Annotated in this window: 13 protein-coding genes; 7 read left to right on the top strand and 6 right to left on the bottom strand. The window is 60.2% G+C overall.

Going from position 1 to position 17092, the window contains the following annotated elements:
• Positions 1 to 27 precede the first annotated feature (27 nt).
• Together HKK52_RS10290 and HKK52_RS10295 are read left to right on the top strand one after the other, a co-directional pair.
• On the top strand, positions 28 to 708 hold the full coding sequence (locus HKK52_RS10290; RefSeq protein WP_169370740.1) for a heavy metal response regulator transcription factor: 681 nt from the start codon (positions 28 to 30) through the stop codon (positions 706 to 708).
• Entirely contained in the window at positions 708 to 2048 is a 1341-nt protein-coding gene (locus HKK52_RS10295) for a heavy metal sensor histidine kinase (protein ID WP_169370741.1), read from the top strand. Before HKK52_RS10290 ends, HKK52_RS10295 begins: the two co-directional genes overlap by 1 nt.
• A gap of 124 nt (positions 2049 to 2172) precedes the next feature.
• Here HKK52_RS10295 and HKK52_RS10300 read toward each other — a convergent pair whose 3' ends face one another.
• From HKK52_RS10300 to HKK52_RS10310, 3 genes are all read right to left on the bottom strand, one after another.
• Positions 2173 to 3417 carry a lipoprotein-releasing ABC transporter permease subunit gene (locus HKK52_RS10300; protein WP_169370742.1) on the bottom strand — a complete coding sequence of 415 codons (1245 nt, stop codon included), beginning with the start codon at positions 3415 to 3417 and terminating at the stop codon, positions 2173 to 2175.
• A 66-nt stretch (positions 3418 to 3483) separates the two neighbouring features.
• Complete coding sequence (lolD, locus tag HKK52_RS10305; RefSeq protein WP_169370743.1) at positions 3484 to 4167, bottom strand: lipoprotein-releasing ABC transporter ATP-binding protein LolD; 684 nt, start codon at positions 4165 to 4167, stop codon at positions 3484 to 3486.
• Positions 4168 to 4174: 7 nt separating this feature from the next.
• Positions 4175 to 5425, bottom strand: coding sequence for a lipoprotein-releasing ABC transporter permease subunit (locus HKK52_RS10310; RefSeq protein WP_169370744.1), 1251 nt, complete (start codon positions 5423 to 5425; stop codon positions 4175 to 4177).
• 94 nt (positions 5426 to 5519) lie between these two features.
• On the opposite strand from HKK52_RS10310, the gene HKK52_RS10315 reads away from it, so the two are divergent.
• Both HKK52_RS10315 and HKK52_RS10320 read left to right on the top strand, forming a co-directional pair.
• Complete coding sequence (locus HKK52_RS10315; RefSeq protein WP_169370745.1) at positions 5520 to 6101, top strand: PilZ domain-containing protein; 582 nt, start codon at positions 5520 to 5522, stop codon at positions 6099 to 6101.
• 13 nt (positions 6102 to 6114) lie between these two features.
• Complete coding sequence (locus tag HKK52_RS10320) at positions 6115 to 6837, top strand: glycerophosphodiester phosphodiesterase (RefSeq protein WP_169370746.1); 723 nt, start codon at positions 6115 to 6117, stop codon at positions 6835 to 6837.
• 42 nt (positions 6838 to 6879) lie between these two features.
• Here the strand turns inward: HKK52_RS10320 and sthA are convergent, their stop codons facing one another.
• Positions 6880 to 8274 (bottom strand): Si-specific NAD(P)(+) transhydrogenase, encoded by a 1395-nt coding sequence (gene sthA, locus HKK52_RS10325; RefSeq protein ID WP_007907752.1) that lies wholly within the window; start codon positions 8272 to 8274, stop codon positions 6880 to 6882.
• A 207-nt stretch (positions 8275 to 8481) separates the two neighbouring features.
• Positions 8482 to 9471 carry an FAD:protein FMN transferase gene (locus tag HKK52_RS10330; RefSeq protein ID WP_169374223.1) on the bottom strand — a complete coding sequence of 330 codons (990 nt, stop codon included), beginning with the start codon at positions 9469 to 9471 and terminating at the stop codon, positions 8482 to 8484.
• 294 nt (positions 9472 to 9765) lie between these two features.
• Between HKK52_RS10330 and HKK52_RS10335 the strand changes: the two genes are divergently transcribed.
• Positions 9766 to 11067 carry an MFS transporter gene (locus HKK52_RS10335; protein WP_169370747.1) on the top strand — a complete coding sequence of 434 codons (1302 nt, stop codon included), beginning with the start codon at positions 9766 to 9768 and terminating at the stop codon, positions 11065 to 11067.
• 170 nt (positions 11068 to 11237) lie between these two features.
• On the opposite strand, the gene HKK52_RS10340 is transcribed toward HKK52_RS10335, so the two are convergent.
• Entirely contained in the window at positions 11238 to 12701 is a 1464-nt protein-coding gene (locus HKK52_RS10340; protein WP_123403407.1) for a glyceraldehyde-3-phosphate dehydrogenase, read from the bottom strand.
• A gap of 364 nt (positions 12702 to 13065) precedes the next feature.
• On the opposite strand from HKK52_RS10340, the gene mfd reads away from it, so the two are divergent.
• Together mfd and HKK52_RS10350 are read left to right on the top strand one after the other, a co-directional pair.
• Complete coding sequence (gene mfd, locus HKK52_RS10345; protein WP_169370748.1) at positions 13066 to 16515, top strand: transcription-repair coupling factor; 3450 nt, start codon at positions 13066 to 13068, stop codon at positions 16513 to 16515.
• 10 nt (positions 16516 to 16525) lie between these two features.
• A complete protein-coding gene (locus HKK52_RS10350; protein WP_169370749.1) occupies positions 16526 to 17092 on the top strand; it encodes a CsiV family protein in 567 nt (188 codons plus the stop codon).

Consider the following 17092-nt stretch of genomic DNA (forward strand, 5'->3'; position numbering starts at 1 on the left):
GTTCGTTCCACTTAAACAGAGTTATCAATGAAACTGCTGATCGTCGAAGACCAGGCCAAAACCGGCCATTACCTGCGCCAAGGCCTGACCGAGGCCGGTTTCAATACCGAACTGGTGGCCGACGGCAGCACCGGCCAGCAATTGGCGCTGACCGGTGAATATGCCCTGCTGATCCTCGACGTGATGCTGCCCGGCCGCGATGGCTGGCAGATTCTGCAAGCGGTGCGCGGTGCCGGCCTCGACACACCTGTACTTTTTCTGACCGCCCGGGACGCGGTGGAGGACAGGGTTCACGGTCTGGAACTGGGTGCCGACGACTATCTGGTCAAGCCTTTCGCATTTTCCGAACTGCTCGCGCGTGTCCGCAGTCTGTTGCGTCGTGGTAGTGCCACCCCCCAGGAGACCACCCTGCAACTGGCCGACTTGCGCCTGGATCTGATCCGGCGCCGGGTCGAACGCAGCGGTCAGCGCATCGACCTCACCGCCAAGGAGTTCGCCCTGTTGGAAATGCTCCTGCGCCGGCAAGCTGAAGTGTTGCCCAAGTCGCTGATCGCCTCCCAGGTGTGGGACATGAATTTCGACAGCGACACCAATGTCATCGAAGTGGCAATCCGGCGTCTGCGCCTGAAGATCGACGACGACTTCCCCAACAAGCTGATCCACACCGTGCGCGGCATGGGTTATGTGCTTGAAGAGCGCGACGCCTGATGCGCCGGCTTTCATTAAGTAATCGCCTGGCCCTGCTATTCGCCGCTTGCACGGCGGTGGTGTCGTTGTTTGCCGGGGTATTGTTCAGCCGCGCCAGCGAAGCGCACTTTATTGAACTCGACCAGCAATTGCTGGACGGCAAGTTGATCGGCTTGCGTCGGGCGTTGCACGATATTCAGTCCAGTGAAAGTGAAGTAAAACTGCAAGACGAGTTGAGTCGGCAGGCTGATTTGTCGCTGCGCATTACCGGCAGCGATGGCCAGCGTTGGTATGACAGTTCGACGCACCTGCCCACGAAGCTCCCGCAAAAACCGGGCTTGTCGACCGTGAACGATGACGGCACCGACTATCGCGTCCTCAACGCCCCGCTGTTCCTCGATAAACCTGATTCACCGCAACTGACGTTGCTGCTGGACATCACCCATCACCAACACTTCCTGCAACGCATGCAGCACCTGATCTGGCTGACCGTTGGCCTCTCGGCCCTGGCCACTGCCCTGCTCGGGGCCTGGGCGGCACGCAGTGGTTTGCGCCCCTTGCGCCGGATGAGCGTGGTGGCCAGCGGGGTTTCGGCGCATTCGCTCAATGCGCGGTTGCCGGAAGAGAACATGCCGCCGGAACTGGCGGAAATGGCCCACAACTTCAACGCCATGCTCGGACGCCTCGACGACTCTTTTCAACGGCTCTCCGCTTTCTCCGCTGACATCGCCCATGAACTGCGCACGCCGCTGTCGAACCTGCTGACCCACACTCAGGTCACCCTCACCCGCCCGCGCCCCATCGAGGACTACCGCGAAGCGCTGCACAGCAACCTCGAAGAGCTGCAATGGATGGCGCAACTGGTCAACGACATGTTGTACCTGGCCAAGGCCGACCACGGCTTGCTAATGCCCAAGCGTGAACCGTTGGAACTGGCGGAAGAAGTGGACCTATTGCTGGAGTTCTTCGCGCCGCTGGCCGAGGACGCGCAGGTCAAACTGAGCCGTGACGGCATGGCGCGGATGGCGGGCGATCGCAGCATGTTGCGCCGGGCGCTTTCCAATCTGCTGGACAATGCGCTGCGGTTTACCCCGGCTAACGGCGAAGTTCGGGTGCGAATAGTCGAGCAGCCCAAAGGTTTGAGCCTGACGGTTGAGAACAGTGGGGACGGGGTTGATGAGGCGCTGCTGCCGCGTTTGTTTGACCGCTTCTATCGAGCTGATCCGGCGCGTCAGGAAGGGAGTAGTGAGCATGCGGGGTTGGGTTTGGCGATTACCCAGTCGATCATTCGCGCCCATGGCGGACAGATTCGTTGCGAATCGGATAACGGATGGACACGGTTTGTGATCGAGTTGCCTTGAGCCTGATCGTTCCCACGCTCTGCGTGGGAATGCAGCCCGTGACGCTCCGCGTCACATCCAAAACCGAACGCGGAGCGTCCGGTGAGGCATTCCCACGCAGAGCGTGGGAACGATCGTGGGTGGCTTACGAATACCGCAACGCGTGAGCAGGCTCGATCTTCGCCGCACGCCAGGCCGGGTAAACCGTCGCCAGGAAGCTCAAGATGAACCCCGCCGAGCAGATCAACAACACATCCCCGCCCTGCAATTCCGAAGGCAAGTTGCTGACGAAATACACATCCGAACTGAAGATGTGCTGCCCGCTGACGCGTTCCAGCCAACCCACCAGCTCACTGACGTTCAACGCCGCAATCACCCCCAGCACGCCGCCGATCAAGGTGCCGACAATGCCGATCACCGTGCCCTGGACCATGAAGATCGCCATGATCTGCCGTGGCGTGGCGCCGATGGTGCGCAGGATCGCAATGTCCGCGCCCTTGTCGTTCACCACCATGATCAACGTCGCGATGATGTTGAACGCCGCCACCGCGACGATCATCAGCAACAGCAGGCCGATCATGGTTTTTTCCATTTTCATCGCGCTGAACAGACTGCCCTGGGTGTGGGTCCAGTCGTCAGCCTTGTAAGCCGTGCCGAGGCTGTTGGCGATGTCGTTCGACACCTTCGGCGCCGCGTACAGATCCTTCACCGCCAGGCGCACGCTCTGCACCTGGTTCGGCTGCCAATGCTGCATTTGCGCGGCGTCGGCCATGTGGATCAGCGCCATCGAACCATCGAGTTCGGCGCCGACCTTGAACACGCCAACCACGTTCAGTCGCTGCATGCGCGGGGTGATGCCGCCGGGAGCGGTGCTGACTTCCGGCACGATCAAGGTGAGTTTGTCGCCGACGTTCAAGCGGAAGCGGCGCGCGGTGATTTCACCGACCACCACGCCGAACTCACCAGGCTTCAGGGCATCAAGGCGACCTTGCACGATGTGCTGGGCGACGATGGAGACCTTGCCTTCCTGCGCAGGATCAATGCCGCTGACCTGGATCGGCTGCATCGCGCCTTTATAGGAGAGCATGCCTTCCATCTCGGTGAACGGCACGGCGGCCGTCACCTCGGGATTTTTCATCGCCGCGGCGGCCACTGGCTGCCAATCGTCGATCGGGTTCACGCCGACGATGGTCGCGTGGGGCACCATGCCGAGGATGCGCGAGCTCATTTCGCGCTGGAAGCCGTTCATCACCGAGAGCACCACGATCATCGCCAGCACGCCCAGGGCGAGGCCGATCATCGAGGTCATCGAGATGAAGGAAACAAAGCGATTGCGGCGCTTGGCGCGGGTGTAGCGCGCGCCGATAAAGATCGATAACGGTCTGAACATTCGCTTGGGCACCGTATAAAAATAAAAGACCCGACGGACTTTTCAGCCGCGCCGGGTTTCGGTCAATCAGATGGGCGTCAGGCAACCTTCCTGCAAATGCAGGACGCGATCCATCTGGCGAGCCAGGTTCATGTCGTGAGTCACCACCAGGAACGCCGTGCGCATCGAGGTGCTGAGTTCCAGCATCAAATCCTGAATGCCTTGCGCTGTGTGGGAGTCGAGGTTGCCGGTCGGCTCGTCGAGCATCACCAGCCCCGGGTTGTTCACCAAGGCTCGGGCGATGGCCACACGCTGACGTTCGCCACCGGACAGTTCCGACGGTTTGTGCTGCAGACGATGCCCCAGCCCTACCCGCTCCAGCAACGCGGTGGCACGCCGGCGTGCTTCCGGGATCGCGGTCTTGCCGATCAGCAGCGGCATGCACACGTTTTCGAGTGCGGTAAATTCTGGCAGCAAGTGGTGGAACTGGTACACGAACCCGAGGGAACGGTTACGCAGCAGCCCACGGTTTTTTTCGCTCAGGGCCGAAAGCTCTTCACCGTCGAGCCAGACGCTGCCCTTGGTCGGCGTATCGAGACCGCCCAGCAGGTTGAGCAAAGTACTTTTGCCCGAACCCGAAGTGCCGACAATCGCCACGCGCTCACCTGGATGCAGTTCCAGTTGCAGACCGGCCAAAACCTCTACCGACTCCGGGCCTTCCTCGTAGGATTTGCCCAAGTTGCGGCAGCTCAAGATTGCTTTTTCACTCATGCCCGACTCACTCATAACGTAGCGCCTCCGCAGGCTGGGTGCGCGCGGCACGCCAGGCTGGATACAGGGTGGCGAGGAAACTCAGTACCAACGCGGCGGCGCAGACCATCAACACATCCTGGCTCTGCACTTGCGATGGCAGGTAATCAATGAAATACACGTCGGCGTTGAGGAATTTATGCCCGATCAAGCCTTCGAGAGCCGAGATCGCGGCGCTGACGTTCAGCGCGGCGAAGATCCCGACCACGGCGCCGATCAGCGTACCGACCACGCCAATGACCGTGCCCTGGACCATGAAGATCGCCATGATCGACCCTGGCGTGGCGCCAAGGGTGCGCAGAATCGCGATATCGCCCTTCTTGTCATTCACCACCATCACCAGCGTGGAGATGATGTTGAAGGCCGCGACGGCGACGATCAGCAGCAACAACAGACCGATCATGGCTTTTTCCATGCGGATTGCCTGATACAGGTTGCCGTGGGTGCGAGTCCAGTCGCGGGCGTAGTAATGGTCTTCGCCGAGTTGCTGGGCGATGGTCCACGCCACGCGTGGCGCCTGGAACAGGTCGTCGAATTTCAGGCGGATGCCCTGGACCTGATCCGGCTTCCAGCGATGCAGCCTGGCCAGGTCCTGCAGGTTGGTCACGCCCAGGTAGCCGTCCAGCTCACCGGCGCCGACATGGAAGATGCCGACCACGGTAAAGCGTTTCATGCGCGGGAACATCCCGGCCGGGGTCACGGTGACTTCCGGCGCGACAAACGTCAGCTTGTCGCCGATGGCTGCGCCGAGCTTGGCCGCGGCCTTGTCACCGATGACGATGCCGAAGCTGCCGGGAGCCAGGTCGTCGAGCTTGCCCTGCTGCATGAAGTTATCAATGATCGAGACCTGGCGCTCCAGCGCCGGGTCGATGCCATTGAGCAACACCTTGGACACCTTGCCATTGTTGGTCAGCAGCCCCTGCATCTGGGTAAACGGCGCAACGGCCGTCACCTGCGGGTTCTGCTTGACCTGGGTGGCCAGGCCTTGCCAGTCGTTGATCGGTTCACCGGACTCGATGGTCGCGTGGGGCACCATGCCCAGCACGCGGGTGCGCATCTCATGATCGAAGCCGTTCATGACCGACAGGACAACGATCATCACGACCACGCCAAGGGCGAGCCCGATCATCGAAGTCAGGGAAATGAACGACACAAAATGATTGCGACGCTTTGCACGGGTATAACGCGTGCCAATAAATACGAAGAGAGGTCTGAACATGTCGGGGCTTGTTCGGAGGGAAAAGGAACGTCCTTGTGGCGGGGGTCGATAACCAGCTTTACACTCAGACCACCGCCGCTACCATGGGTTCGCCATGTCGACATTAGATGAAGAAGATCGCCGCGAATACTACCGTATCGAGGACGCGATCGCACTGGAAATTCGGCCCCTGTCCGCTCCCGAAGCCGCAGGCCAGGAAGTATTGCAGGATGCTTCCCCGCTCTTCAACTTGCTCAGCGAACTGCACCTGAGCGAATTCGAGTCGCAGCACCTGTTGCGCCAGATCAGTGAGCGCGACCGGGCGATTGCTGCCTTCCTGAAATCCCAGAACAAACGCATCGACCTGCTCAGCCAGGTGGTCGCCCTGACCGTGCTCGGGCAGATCGGCGAGCCGCAACCGGTGATCATCTCCGAAGGCGGCATCGACTTTCAGTACCCGACACCGATTGCCGTCGGCGCGCACCTGTCGGTCAAACTGGTGTTGATGCCGCAAGCGTTGGGCCTGTTGCTGCGAGCCAGGGTCACCCACTGTGACCGCAAGGGCGACGGCTATGACGTCGGCACCGAGTTCGAGTACCCGACCGATGCCCAACGCCAATTGCTCGCGCGCTACATCTTGCAAAAGCAGGCCCAGGAACGACGTCTGGCCCGCGAACAAAACGAATCAGGCATTTAATTAAGGAAGAACCGTGACCCTCATCTACGGCCATCGCGGCGCCAAAGGCGAAGCACCGGAAAATACCCTGACCAGTTTTCAGGAATGTCTCAAGCACGGCGTGCGCCGCTGCGAACTGGACCTGCACCTGTCCATGGACGGCGAGCTGATGGTCATCCATGACCCGACGCTCAAGCGCACCACCGACCGCCGCGGCAAAGTGGTCGAGCACAGCGCCAAGGATCTGGTGACCTACGACGCGCGCAAGGGCGGCCCGGGCTGGATCAAGCCGTGCCCGATTCCGACGCTGGAAGAACTGTTCGAGAAATGCGATTTCGAGCACTGGCAACTGGAAGTCAAAAGCGCTTCACGCACCCGCGCCGCGACCACGGTGCTGGCGATTCGAGAAATGGCGGTGCGTCATGGCGTGCTGGACAAGGTGACCATCACTTCCAGTTCACGGGAAGTATTGAAAGCCGCGCTGGACCTGGTGCCGGACGTGTCCCGCGGATTGGTCGCCGAATACGCCTGGCTCGACCCGTTGAAGGTCGCGCAAAGCTATGGCTGTGAGATTCTGGCGCTGAACTGGACCCTGTGTACGCCGGAACGCCTGCAGAAGGCGCAACGTCAGGGGTTGCATGTGTCGGTATGGACAGTCAACGAGCCCGCGCTGATGCGCAGACTCGCCGACTTCGGCGTTGACAGCCTGATTACAGACTTTCCCGGTTTGGCCACTGCCACCCTCGAGAATTGCTGAAATCGGTCTCCCCGGCCGGCTCAGGCCACCGGCCGGAGCCGCTCAAAAAAGCCGGTTGAGGCCATCGTACGCCGCTACCCGATAGGCTTCGGCCATGGTCGGGTAGTTGAACGTCGTGTTGACGAAGTACTTGAGGGTGTTCAGTTCGCCCGGTTGGCTCATGATCGCCTGGCCGATGTGAACAATTTCCGACGCCTGATAGCCGAAGCAGTGAACGCCCAGCACTTCCAGGGTCTCGCGGTGGAACAGGATCTTCAGCATGCCCTGGGGCTCGCCGGCAATCTGTGCACGCGCCATGCTCTTGAAGAACGCCTTGCCCACTTCGTACGGCACTTTGGCCTGGGTCAGCTCTTGCTCGTTCTTGCCGATCGAGCTGATCTCCGGAATGGTGTAGATGCCGGTCGGCACGTCATTCACGAAGCGCCAGCTGTTGTTATCGACGATGCTGCCAGCCGCCGAGCGACCCTGGTCGTGGGCGGCACTGGCCAGGCTCGGCCAGCCGATCACGTCACCGGCGCCGTAAATATTCGGCACGCAGGTGCGGTAGGCTTCGTCGACTTCGATCTGGCCACGGCTATTGACCTTCACACCGATGTTTTCCAGACCCAACTGGTCAGTGTTACCGGTACGGCCGTTGCACCAGAGCAAGGCGTCGGCCTTAATCTTCTTGCCGGACTTGAGGTGCAGGATCACGCCGTTGTCCACGCCTTCGACGCGGTCGTAATCTTCGTTGTGGCGAACCGTGATGTTGTTGTTGCTGAAGTGATAACTCAGGGCCTGGGAAATTTCCGAGTCGAGGAAGCTCAGCAATTGACCACGGTTGTCCACCAGCTCAACCAGCACCCCCAGACCACTGAAGATCGACGCGTACTCGCAACCGATCACGCCGGCGCCGTAAACAATGAGTTTGCGCGGAGTGTGGCCGAGACTGAGGATGGTGTCGCTATCGTAGATACGCGGGTGATGGAAATCGATGTCCGCCGGGCGATACGGACGCGAACCGGTGGCGATGATGATGTGCTTGGCGACAAGCTTTTCGACTACACCGTTGGCGCAGACCACTTCGATGGTTTGCTCGTCGGCGAAGCTGCCAGTGCCGAAGAACACGTCGACACGGTTACGGGCGTAGTAGCCGGTACGCGAGGCGACTTGTTTGGAAATGACTTTTTCAGCGCTTTTCAGCACGTCCGGGAACGAGAACCAACGCGGCTCACCAATGGCCCGGAACATCGGGTTGGTGTTGAACTGCATGATCTGCCGGACCGAGTGACGCAATGCCTTGGACGGGATGGTACCCAGGTGGGTGCAGTTGCCGCCGACCTGGCGACGGCTGTCGACCATCGCCACCTTGCGTCCTGCTTTGGCGGCGTTCATTGCCGCGCCTTCTCCTGCCGGGCCGGAACCCAGCACCACCACGTCGTAGTTGTAGACAGCCATGCGTACTCCTCAGAACAGGCCGCGGCGCCATCGGCACCTGCGGCTAAATCACGCCGATCTGCGGCGTGAAGGAACAATTTTGGGTCAGTGCAGAACCCGGACACAGTCTATAGAAGCGTCAACGCCGCGCACATTAACCCTTGGTCGCGTCACAGGCTACTTTTGCCGGCGCTACAACGCCAGTCTTCAATGCTCGGATCGCCGCAATCATTCGGTTTTGCCGCCACTGAGAAGCTCAAAAGCCTGATTGGTCCGTGTGACGAAACCTGTATCGGCACGAATCACAAAGAATGCACCGATGTTGTGTTTTTGTGCGTAGTCCCATCCACGTTCAGGACCGAGAATCAGCAACAGCGTTGATAAGCCATCGGCCATCAGGGTTGAAGGATTAATCACCGTGACGGAGGCAAGGTTGTGGGTAATCGGCACGCCGGTCCGGGCGTCGACGGTGTGGGAATAGCGGCGGCCGTTTTGTTCGAAATAGTTTCGGTAGTCGCCGGACGTGGAGACGCCGTAGCCGTCGACATTGATGATGCGCTCGGCCACTTGCTGATCGTCCCGGGGTTCTTCCAGGGCAATTTTCCACGCTGAGCCGTCGAGCTTTTTGCCGGCCGCCTTGAGTTCGCCTGTAGCTTCGACGAGGTAGTCGTGGATGCCCATCGCTTCGAGTCTGGCGGCAATTGTGTCGACTGAGTAGCCGGCGGCGATGCTGTTGAAATCAACCTCGACGGCGGCGTCCTTGCAGAGCTGATCGCCGTCGATGCGCAGGTGCGTGTGGCCGACTCGGCGCATCACTTCGGCCAGTGCTTCGGCGCTCGGGACTTTTTCTTCGCGAGCCTGTGGGCCGAAACCCCAAAGGTTCATCAGTGGTTCGACCGTCAGGTCGTAGGAGCCTTCGCTTAGAAGCGAAAGTTGCTCGCCGACACGGACCAATTCGAGGACCGGCGCGGGCATGGTCTGACAGCGATTGGCGGGTAGATCGTTGAAGCGCTCGATGTCCGAGTCACTGCGGTAGGTGGACATTTGCCGGTCGACGTCGGCGAGGATTTTTTCGACTTCGACCCGTACGTCTTTCGGTGCGGGCAACCCTTCGGTGCGTACGTACTTGATCGAATAGGTGCTGCCCATAGTCGGGCCACCGAAGCTTTCCATGGAATCGCCGTTGCCACAGCCGGACAGGGCAACGCACAGCACCATGGAAATACCCTGCCGTTTCAACACGCTCACTTCCCCTAAATACCCTGACACAACGCCAAGGCCGGCCATTATGCCCTTCCTGCAGGAGCAGGAGGCTAATTCGCTCCACCTCTAAATTCGTGCCGCGTAATGGCTATTACGTTTAAGCAGCAAGCTAACTAGTGGTTGCCTATCTATCCTCATACACATATCGTTACAAAACTGTTCGGCGCGTGCCTGCATGCCTTAGGCCGACAGCATGGAAGCGTCAAGACCAGGGATTTCCAACAAGACAGCCAAAGTGAGAGCGTTCAAATGTCCTCGAATACGGGCAAAGGCAAAGCGATCTTTCGCGTTGTCAGCGGTAATTTTCTTGAGATGTTCGACTTTATGGTCTACGGCTTTTACGCCACGGCCATTGCCAAGACCTTCTTCCCTGCCGACAGCGCCTTCGCCTCCCTGATGCTGTCCCTGGCGACATTCGGCGCCGGGTTCCTGATGCGTCCGCTGGGTGCGATTTTCCTTGGCGCCTACATCGACCGTCATGGCCGCCGCAAAGGACTGATCATCACCCTCGCCTTGATGGCCGCCGGCACGGTATTGATTGCCTGCGTGCCGGGCTACGCCACCCTGGGTGTGGCCGCGCCGCTGATCGTGCTGTTCGGTCGCCTGTTGCAAGGTTTCTCGGCGGGCGTGGAACTGGGCGGTGTGTCGGTGTACCTGGCCGAGATTTCCACCCCGGGCCGCAAGGGCTTCTTCGTCAGTTGGCAGTCCGCCAGCCAACAAGCTGCTGTGGTGTTCGCCGGTTTGCTGGGGGTCGGTTTGAACCACTGGCTCAGTCCGGAGCAAATGGGTGACTGGGGCTGGCGCGTGCCGTTCCTGATCGGCTGCATGATCGTGCCGGTGATCTTCGTGATTCGTCGTTCGCTGGAAGAAACGCCTGAATTCCAGGCGCGTAAACATCGCCCTACCCTGCAGGAAATCATCCGTTCGGTCGGTCAGAACTTTGGCATCGTTATCGCCGGCATGGCGCTGGTGGTCATGACCACTGTGTCGTTCTACCTGATCACCGCCTACACCCCGACTTTCGGTAAAGCCGAACTGCACTTGTCGGATCTGGATGCGTTGCTGGTGACCGTATGTATCGGCCTGTCGAACTTCTTCTGGCTGCCGGTGATGGGTGCCGTTTCCGACAAGGTCGGGCGTAAACCCCTACTGTTGGCGGCGACCATTCTGGCGATCCTCACGGCTTACCCGGCCCTGTCGTGGCTGGTGGCCAACCCGAGCTTCAGCCATCTGCTGATCGTCGAGTTGTGGCTGTCGTTCCTGTATGGCTCGTACAACGGCGCCATGGTGGTGGCCCTGACCGAGATCATGCCGGTAGAAGTTCGTACAACCGGCTTCTCCCTGGCCTACAGCCTGGCGACCGCGACCTTCGGTGGGTTTACGCCGGCGGCCTGTACGTATCTGATTCACGTGCTGGATAACAAGGCTGCGCCAGGGATCTGGCTCAGTGGTGCGGCGGTGTTGGGGTTGATTGCGACGCTGGTGTTGTTCCGCGGCAACAAGCATGAACTGCGCACTGCGCAAGCAGCTGTAGTAGTTGGCGCCCGCTAGGCGACATGATCGTTCCCACGCTCTGCGTGGGAATGCCTCAAGGGACGCTCCGCGTTCCAATGGGACGCGGAGCGTCCCGGGCTGCATTCCCACGCAGAGCGTGGGAACGATCACCGCACAAACAAAAACGCCCCGACCAAAGTCGGGGCGTTTTCATTTGCAGCTAACGCTTAGCGCGGGAATGCTGGCGGGTTTACACCGGCCATGTCTTCCATCACGCGAACCACTTGGCAGCTGTAACCGAATTCGTTGTCGTACCAAACGTACAGAACAACGCGGTTGTCTTGGGTGATGGTCGCTTCGGCGTCCACAACGCCTGCGTGGCGCGAGCCAACGAAGTCGGTGGAAACCACTTCCTGCGAGTTGACGTAGTCGATTTGCTTATGCAGATCGGAGTGCAACGCCATGTAACGCAGGTAATCGTTCATCTCTTCACGGGTCGCGGCTTTCTCAAGGTTCAGGTTGAGAATGGCCATCGACACGTTCGGCGTTGGAACGCGGATCGCGTTACCGGTCAGCTTGCCGGCCAGCTCAGGCAATGCCTTGGCAGCAGCGGTGGCAGCACCGGTCTCGGTGATGACCATGTTCAGCGCGGCGCTACGGCCACGACGATCGCCCTTGTGGAAGTTGTCGATCAGGTTCTGGTCGTTGGTGTACGAGTGAACCGTTTCAACGTGACCGTTGACGATGCCGAACTTGTCGTTGACAGCCTTCAGCACCGGCACGATGGCGTTGGTGGTGCAGGAAGCGGCGGAAACGATCTTGTCATCAGCGGTGATTTCACCGTGGTTGATGCCGTGAACGATGTTCTTCAGCTTGCCTTTGCCAGGCGCGGTCAGCACAACGCGGTCGATACCCGGGCAAGCCAAGTGCTGGCCCAGGCCCTCGGCGTCACGCCAAACACCGGTGTTGTCCACCAGGAGCGCATCTTTGATGCCGTACTGGGTGTAATCCACTTCAGTCGGGTTTTTCGCGTAGATAACCTGGATCAGGTTGCCGTTGGCGGTGATGGTGTTGTTGGCTTCATCAATGGTGATGGTGCCATCGAACGGACCATGAACCGAGTCGCGACGCAGCAGGCTGGCGCGTTTGACCAGGTCGTTCTCGGCGCCCTTGCGGACGACGATGGCGCGCAGACGCAGGCCGTCGCCACCACCGGTTTTCTCGATCAGGATACGTGCCAGCAGACGGCCGATACGACCGAAGCCGTACAGGACAACGTCGGTGCCTTTGCGCGCGGCAACGTTTTGCTGGCCAACCACGTCAGCCAGTTCTTCACGGACGAACTGCTCGGCGGTGCGGCCATTGCCTTCGGCCTTGAATTTGACCGCCAGCTTGCCCAGGTCGACCGAAGCGGCGCCGAGCTTGAGCTCGCTCATGGCTTTGAGCAGCGGGAATGTTTCGTGGACGGACAGTTCGCTGTCATCGGACTGGCGATGGCGAGCGAAGCGGTGAGCTTTGAGAATCGCAATGACTGAACGATTGATCAGGCTGCGGCCATAGATCGAGCTCACCACGTTGTTATTGCGGTAGAGCTGACCGATAAGCGGAATCATCGCTTCTGCGAGTGCTTCACGGTCGATCCATTCACCAAGACACTGGTCGGGCTTCTGAGTCACGGGAACCTTCCACATATGTAGGGGCAGAAAAAAGGGGCTACATTATGCCGCCGAGTGCCTCTCGTAGCAATGCGCGCCTGTCGTGCGAGCCGTAACAAATTTCCGTTCAAAAAAATTACGCTGCGCTGGAGCCCAGTAAATACGGGGCTTGCAGCGCAGTCAATTTTTTGGAGGTAGCGCTGCCTTGTCCGTAACCATCCGTAACACTGGTTGGTTTTGCCACTACATAATCGCTAATTTTCCCTAAAAAACCGGCGGATTTTGTCTTTACCACTACATTTCGCCCAACCCGTGTAATAGACATATCTGCAACTGACAGCCGGCACCCGAGACCGCTACAATTACCGACTTTGTCGCAACGCTTGGAGCTCAACCTTCCGTGCCCGTTCTGCGTCTACCGCTTCTCCCTGCCGCGGCAGGTAAACAGCACTGGGGCAACCTGCCCGGTGCCGCCCTGAGCCTGGCCATCGCCGAGGCCGCCAGCGCTGCCAAGCGCTTTACCCTGCTGCTGACCGCCGACAGCCAAAGTGCCGAACGGCTGGAACAGGAGCTGAGTTTCTTCGCCCCGGATTTACCCGTGCTGCATTTTCCCGATTGGGAAACCCTGCCCTACGACCTGTTCTCGCCGCACCAGGACATCATCTCCCAGCGCATTGCCAGCTTATATAGGTTGCCGGAGCTGACCCATGGTGTGCTGGTAGTGCCGATCACCACGGCTCTGCATCGCCTGGCGCCGACCAAGTTTCTGCTCGGCAGCAGCCTGGTGCTGGACGTCGGCCAGAAGCTCGACGTCGAGCAAATGCGCACCCGGCTCGAGGCCAGCGGCTATCGCTACGTCGATACGGTGTATGAGCATGGCGAATTCACCGTGCGTGGCTCGCTGATCGATCTGTTCCCGATGGGCAGCAAACTGCCGTTCCGCATCGATCTGTTCGATGACGAAATCGAGACCCTGCGTACGTTCGATCCGGACAATCAGCGTTCCATCGACAAGGTCGACACGGTTCGCCTGCTGCCAGCGCGGGAATTCCCGCTGCAAAAAGACGCGGTCACCCGCTTCAAGGCGCGCTTCCGCGAGCGTTTCGATGTCGACTTCCGTCGCTGCCCGATCTTTCAGGATCTGAGCAGCGGGATCACGCCAGCCGGTATCGAGTACTACCTGCCGCTGTTCTTCGATGAAACCTCGACGCTGTTCGATTACCTGCCCCAGGACACCCAAGTGTTTTCCCTGCCGGGCATCGAACAGGCCGCAGAGAACTTCTGGAATGACGTGCGCAATCGCTATGAAGAGCGCCGCGTCGACCCTTCCCGTCCTTTATTGCCACCGGCCGAGTTGTTCCTGCCAGTGGAAGACTGTTTCGCGCGCCTGAAGAACTGGCCACGCGTAGTCGCCAGCCAACAAGACGTGGAAACCGGTGTCGGCCGCGAACGTTTCCCGGCGCAAGCGCTGCCGAACCTGGCTATCGAAGCCAAGGCCACCCAGCCATTGGCAGCGCTGGCCGGTTTCCTCGACGAGTTCCCCGGTCGCGTGCTGTTTACCGCCGAGTCTGCGGGCCGCCGTGAAGTGCTGCTGGAGTTGCTCGAACGCCTGAAGCTGCGACCAAAAACCGTCGACAGCTGGCCGGATTTTGTCGCGAGCAAGGATCGCCTGGCGATCACCATTGCGCCGCTGGATGAAGGCCTGGTGCTGGATGATCCGGCACTGGCGTTGATCGCGGAAAGTCCGTTGTTCGGTCAACGGGTGATGCAACGTCGGCGTCGGGAAAAACGCGCCGACGGCAACAACGATGCGGTGATCAAGAACCTCACCGAGCTGCGCGAAGGCGCGCCGGTGGTGCACATCGATCACGGCGTCGGCCGTTACCTCGGCCTGGCAACCCTGGAAATCGACGACCAGGCCGCCGAGTTCCTGACCTTGCAATACGCCGAGGGCGCCAAGCTCTACGTGCCGGTGGCCAACCTGCATTTGATCGCCCGTTACACCGGCAGCGACGATGCCCTGGCCCCGCTGCACCGTCTCGGCTCCGAGACCTGGCAGAAAGCCAAGCGCAAAGCCGCCGAACAGGTGCGCGACGTCGCCGCCGAGTTGCTCGACATCTATGCCCGCCGCGCCGCCCGCGAGGGTTATGCCTTCGCCGATCCAAAAGCGGACTACGCAACCTTCAGCGCCGGCTTCCCGTTCGAAGAAACCCCGGACCAGCAGACCACCATCGACGCCGTTCGCGCCGACATGCTCGCGCCCAAACCAATGGATCGACTGGTCTGCGGCGACGTCGGCTTCGGCAAGACCGAAGTGGCGATGCGTGCCGCGTTCATCGCGGTGCACGGCGGTCGTCAGGTAGCCATTCTGGTGCCGACCACCCTGCTCGCCCAGCAACACTACAACAGCTTCCGCGACCGCTTTGCCGACTGGCCGGTGAGCGTGGAAGTGATGAGCCGCTTCAAGTCGACCAAGGAAGTGAATGCCGCGATTGCGGACTTGGCCGAAGGCAAGATCGACATCGTTATCGGCACGCACAAACTGCTGTCCGACGATGTAAAAATCAAAAACCTCGGGCTGGTGATCATCGACGAAGAGCACCGTTTCGGTGTCCGTCAGAAAGAACAGCTCAAGGCCCTGCGCAGTGAGGTCGACATCCTCACGCTGACCGCTACACCGATTCCGCGCACGCTGAACATGGCGGTGTCGGGGATGCGCGACCTGTCGATCATCGCCACGCCGCCGGCTCGTCGCCTGTCGGTGCGGACCTTCGTCATGGAGCAGAACAAAAGCACGATCAAGGAAGCCCTGCTGCGTGAGTTGCTCCGTGGTGGTCAGGTCTATTACCTGCACAACGACGTGAAAACCATCGAGAAATGCGCCGCCGACCTCGCCGAACTGGTGCCGGAAGCACGCATCGGTATCGGCCACGGGCAGATGCGCGAACGCGAACTCGAACAGGTGATGAGCGACTTCTACCACAAGCGCTTCAACGTGCTGATCGCCTCGACCATCATCGAGACCGGCATCGACGTGCCGAGCGCCAACACCATCATCATCGAGCGTGCCGACAAGTTCGGCCTGGCGCAGTTGCACCAGTTGCGTGGCCGGGTCGGTCGCAGTCACCACCAGGCTTACGCGTACTTGCTGACGCCACCGCGCCAGCAAATCACCGGCGACGCCGAGAAGCGTCTGGAAGCGATTGCCAACACCCAGGACCTCGGCGCGGGCTTCGTGCTTGCGACCAACGATCTGGAAATCCGTGGCGCCGGCGAACTGCTGGGCGACGGCCAGAGCGGACAGATCCAGGCGGTCGGTTTCACGCTGTACATGGAAATGCTCGAGCGCGCGGTGAAGTCGATCCGCAAGGGCGAACAACCGAACCTCGATCAACCGCTGGGTGGCGGTCCGGAAGTCAACTTGCGGGTACCGGCGTTGATTCCCGAGGATTACTTGCCGGATGTTCACGCCCGTTTGATTCTCTACAAGCGCATCGCCTCGGCGACCGACGAGGAAGGTCTCAAGGACCTGCAAGTGGAGATGATCGACCGTTTCGGCCTGCTGCCGGAGCCGACCAAGAACCTGGTGCGGATCACCTTGCTGAAATTGCAGGCCGAACAACTGGGCATCAAGAAAGTCGACGGTGGCCCGCAAGGCGGTCGAATCGAGTTCGCGGCACAGACGCCGGTGGACCCGTTGACGTTGATCAAACTGATCCAGAGCCAACCCAAACGCTACAAATTCGAAGGCGCCACGATGTTCAAATTCATGGTGCCGATGGAGCGCCCGGAAGAGCGCTTTAATACTGTAGAGGCGCTGTTTGAGCGCCTCCTCCCGAAAACTGCTTGAAGGACGCCGCATGCGCCTGTTTCGCTCACTGACCTTGTTGATTGCCCTGGTCACCCCTTCGGCGTTTGCCGATGACCTGTATCAGGTCGAAATGATTCTGGTCCGGCAAAACGCCGTGCCGGCCATCGTCAGCCGTGCCGCGCCGGAAGACTGGGCCGCCGGCGCCCAGCGCCTGAGCCCCGACAGCCAGCGCACGCCAAGCCTCAATGGCGAGATAGAAAAACTCACGGCCAGCGCCGACTACACGGTGTTGTTGCACAAGGCCTGGCAACAGCCCCTGGGTGAAGAAGCCAGCAAAATTGCGATCAGCGAAGGCACCGAGCAATTCGGTCAATTCCCCATCGAGGGCACGTTGAGTATGAAATTGGGGCGTTTCACCGACGTCGACGCGGATTTCTGGGTCAATCAGATCAACCCCGATGGCCTGGTCACCGCCAGTGAACGCTTGAAAACCGAAAGCCATACCAAGAACGGGCAGTTGAATTTCCTCGACGCCGGCCACCTGGGCCTGCTGATCAAAATCACCTCGCTGACCGCTCCTGCGCCTCGGCCAGCCCCCGAAGAAATTCCGGACTGA

This window comes from Pseudomonas sp. ADAK2 (assembly GCF_012935755.1).
Lineage (GTDB): Bacteria > Pseudomonadota > Gammaproteobacteria > Pseudomonadales > Pseudomonadaceae > Aquipseudomonas.

Bases quoted from the DNA above. Each gene is read 5' to 3' on its own strand.
- sthA (WP_007907752.1), bottom strand. From the start codon at position 8,274: ATGGCTGTCTACAACTACGACGTGGTGGTGCTGGGTTCCGGCCCGGCA.
- HKK52_RS10295 (WP_169370741.1), top strand. From the start codon at position 708: ATGCGCCGGCTTTCATTAAGTAATCGCCTGGCCCTGCTATTCGCCGCT.
- HKK52_RS10350 (WP_169370749.1), top strand. From the start codon at position 16,526: ATGCGCCTGTTTCGCTCACTGACCTTGTTGATTGCCCTGGTCACCCCT.
- HKK52_RS10330 (WP_169374223.1), bottom strand. From the start codon at position 9,471: ATGGTGCTGTGCGTTGCCCTGTCCGGCTGTGGCAACGGCGATTCCATG.
- HKK52_RS10335 (WP_169370747.1), top strand. From the start codon at position 9,766: ATGTCCTCGAATACGGGCAAAGGCAAAGCGATCTTTCGCGTTGTCAGC.
- HKK52_RS10315 (WP_169370745.1), top strand. From the start codon at position 5,520: ATGTCGACATTAGATGAAGAAGATCGCCGCGAATACTACCGTATCGAG.
- HKK52_RS10300 (WP_169370742.1), bottom strand. From the start codon at position 3,417: ATGTTCAGACCGTTATCGATCTTTATCGGCGCGCGCTACACCCGCGCC.
- HKK52_RS10310 (WP_169370744.1), bottom strand. From the start codon at position 5,425: ATGTTCAGACCTCTCTTCGTATTTATTGGCACGCGTTATACCCGTGCA.
- HKK52_RS10340 (WP_123403407.1), bottom strand. From the start codon at position 12,701: ATGTGGAAGGTTCCCGTGACTCAGAAGCCCGACCAGTGTCTTGGTGAA.
- lolD (WP_169370743.1), bottom strand. From the start codon at position 4,167: ATGAGTGAAAAAGCAATCTTGAGCTGCCGCAACTTGGGCAAATCCTAC.
- HKK52_RS10290 (WP_169370740.1), top strand. From the start codon at position 28: ATGAAACTGCTGATCGTCGAAGACCAGGCCAAAACCGGCCATTACCTG.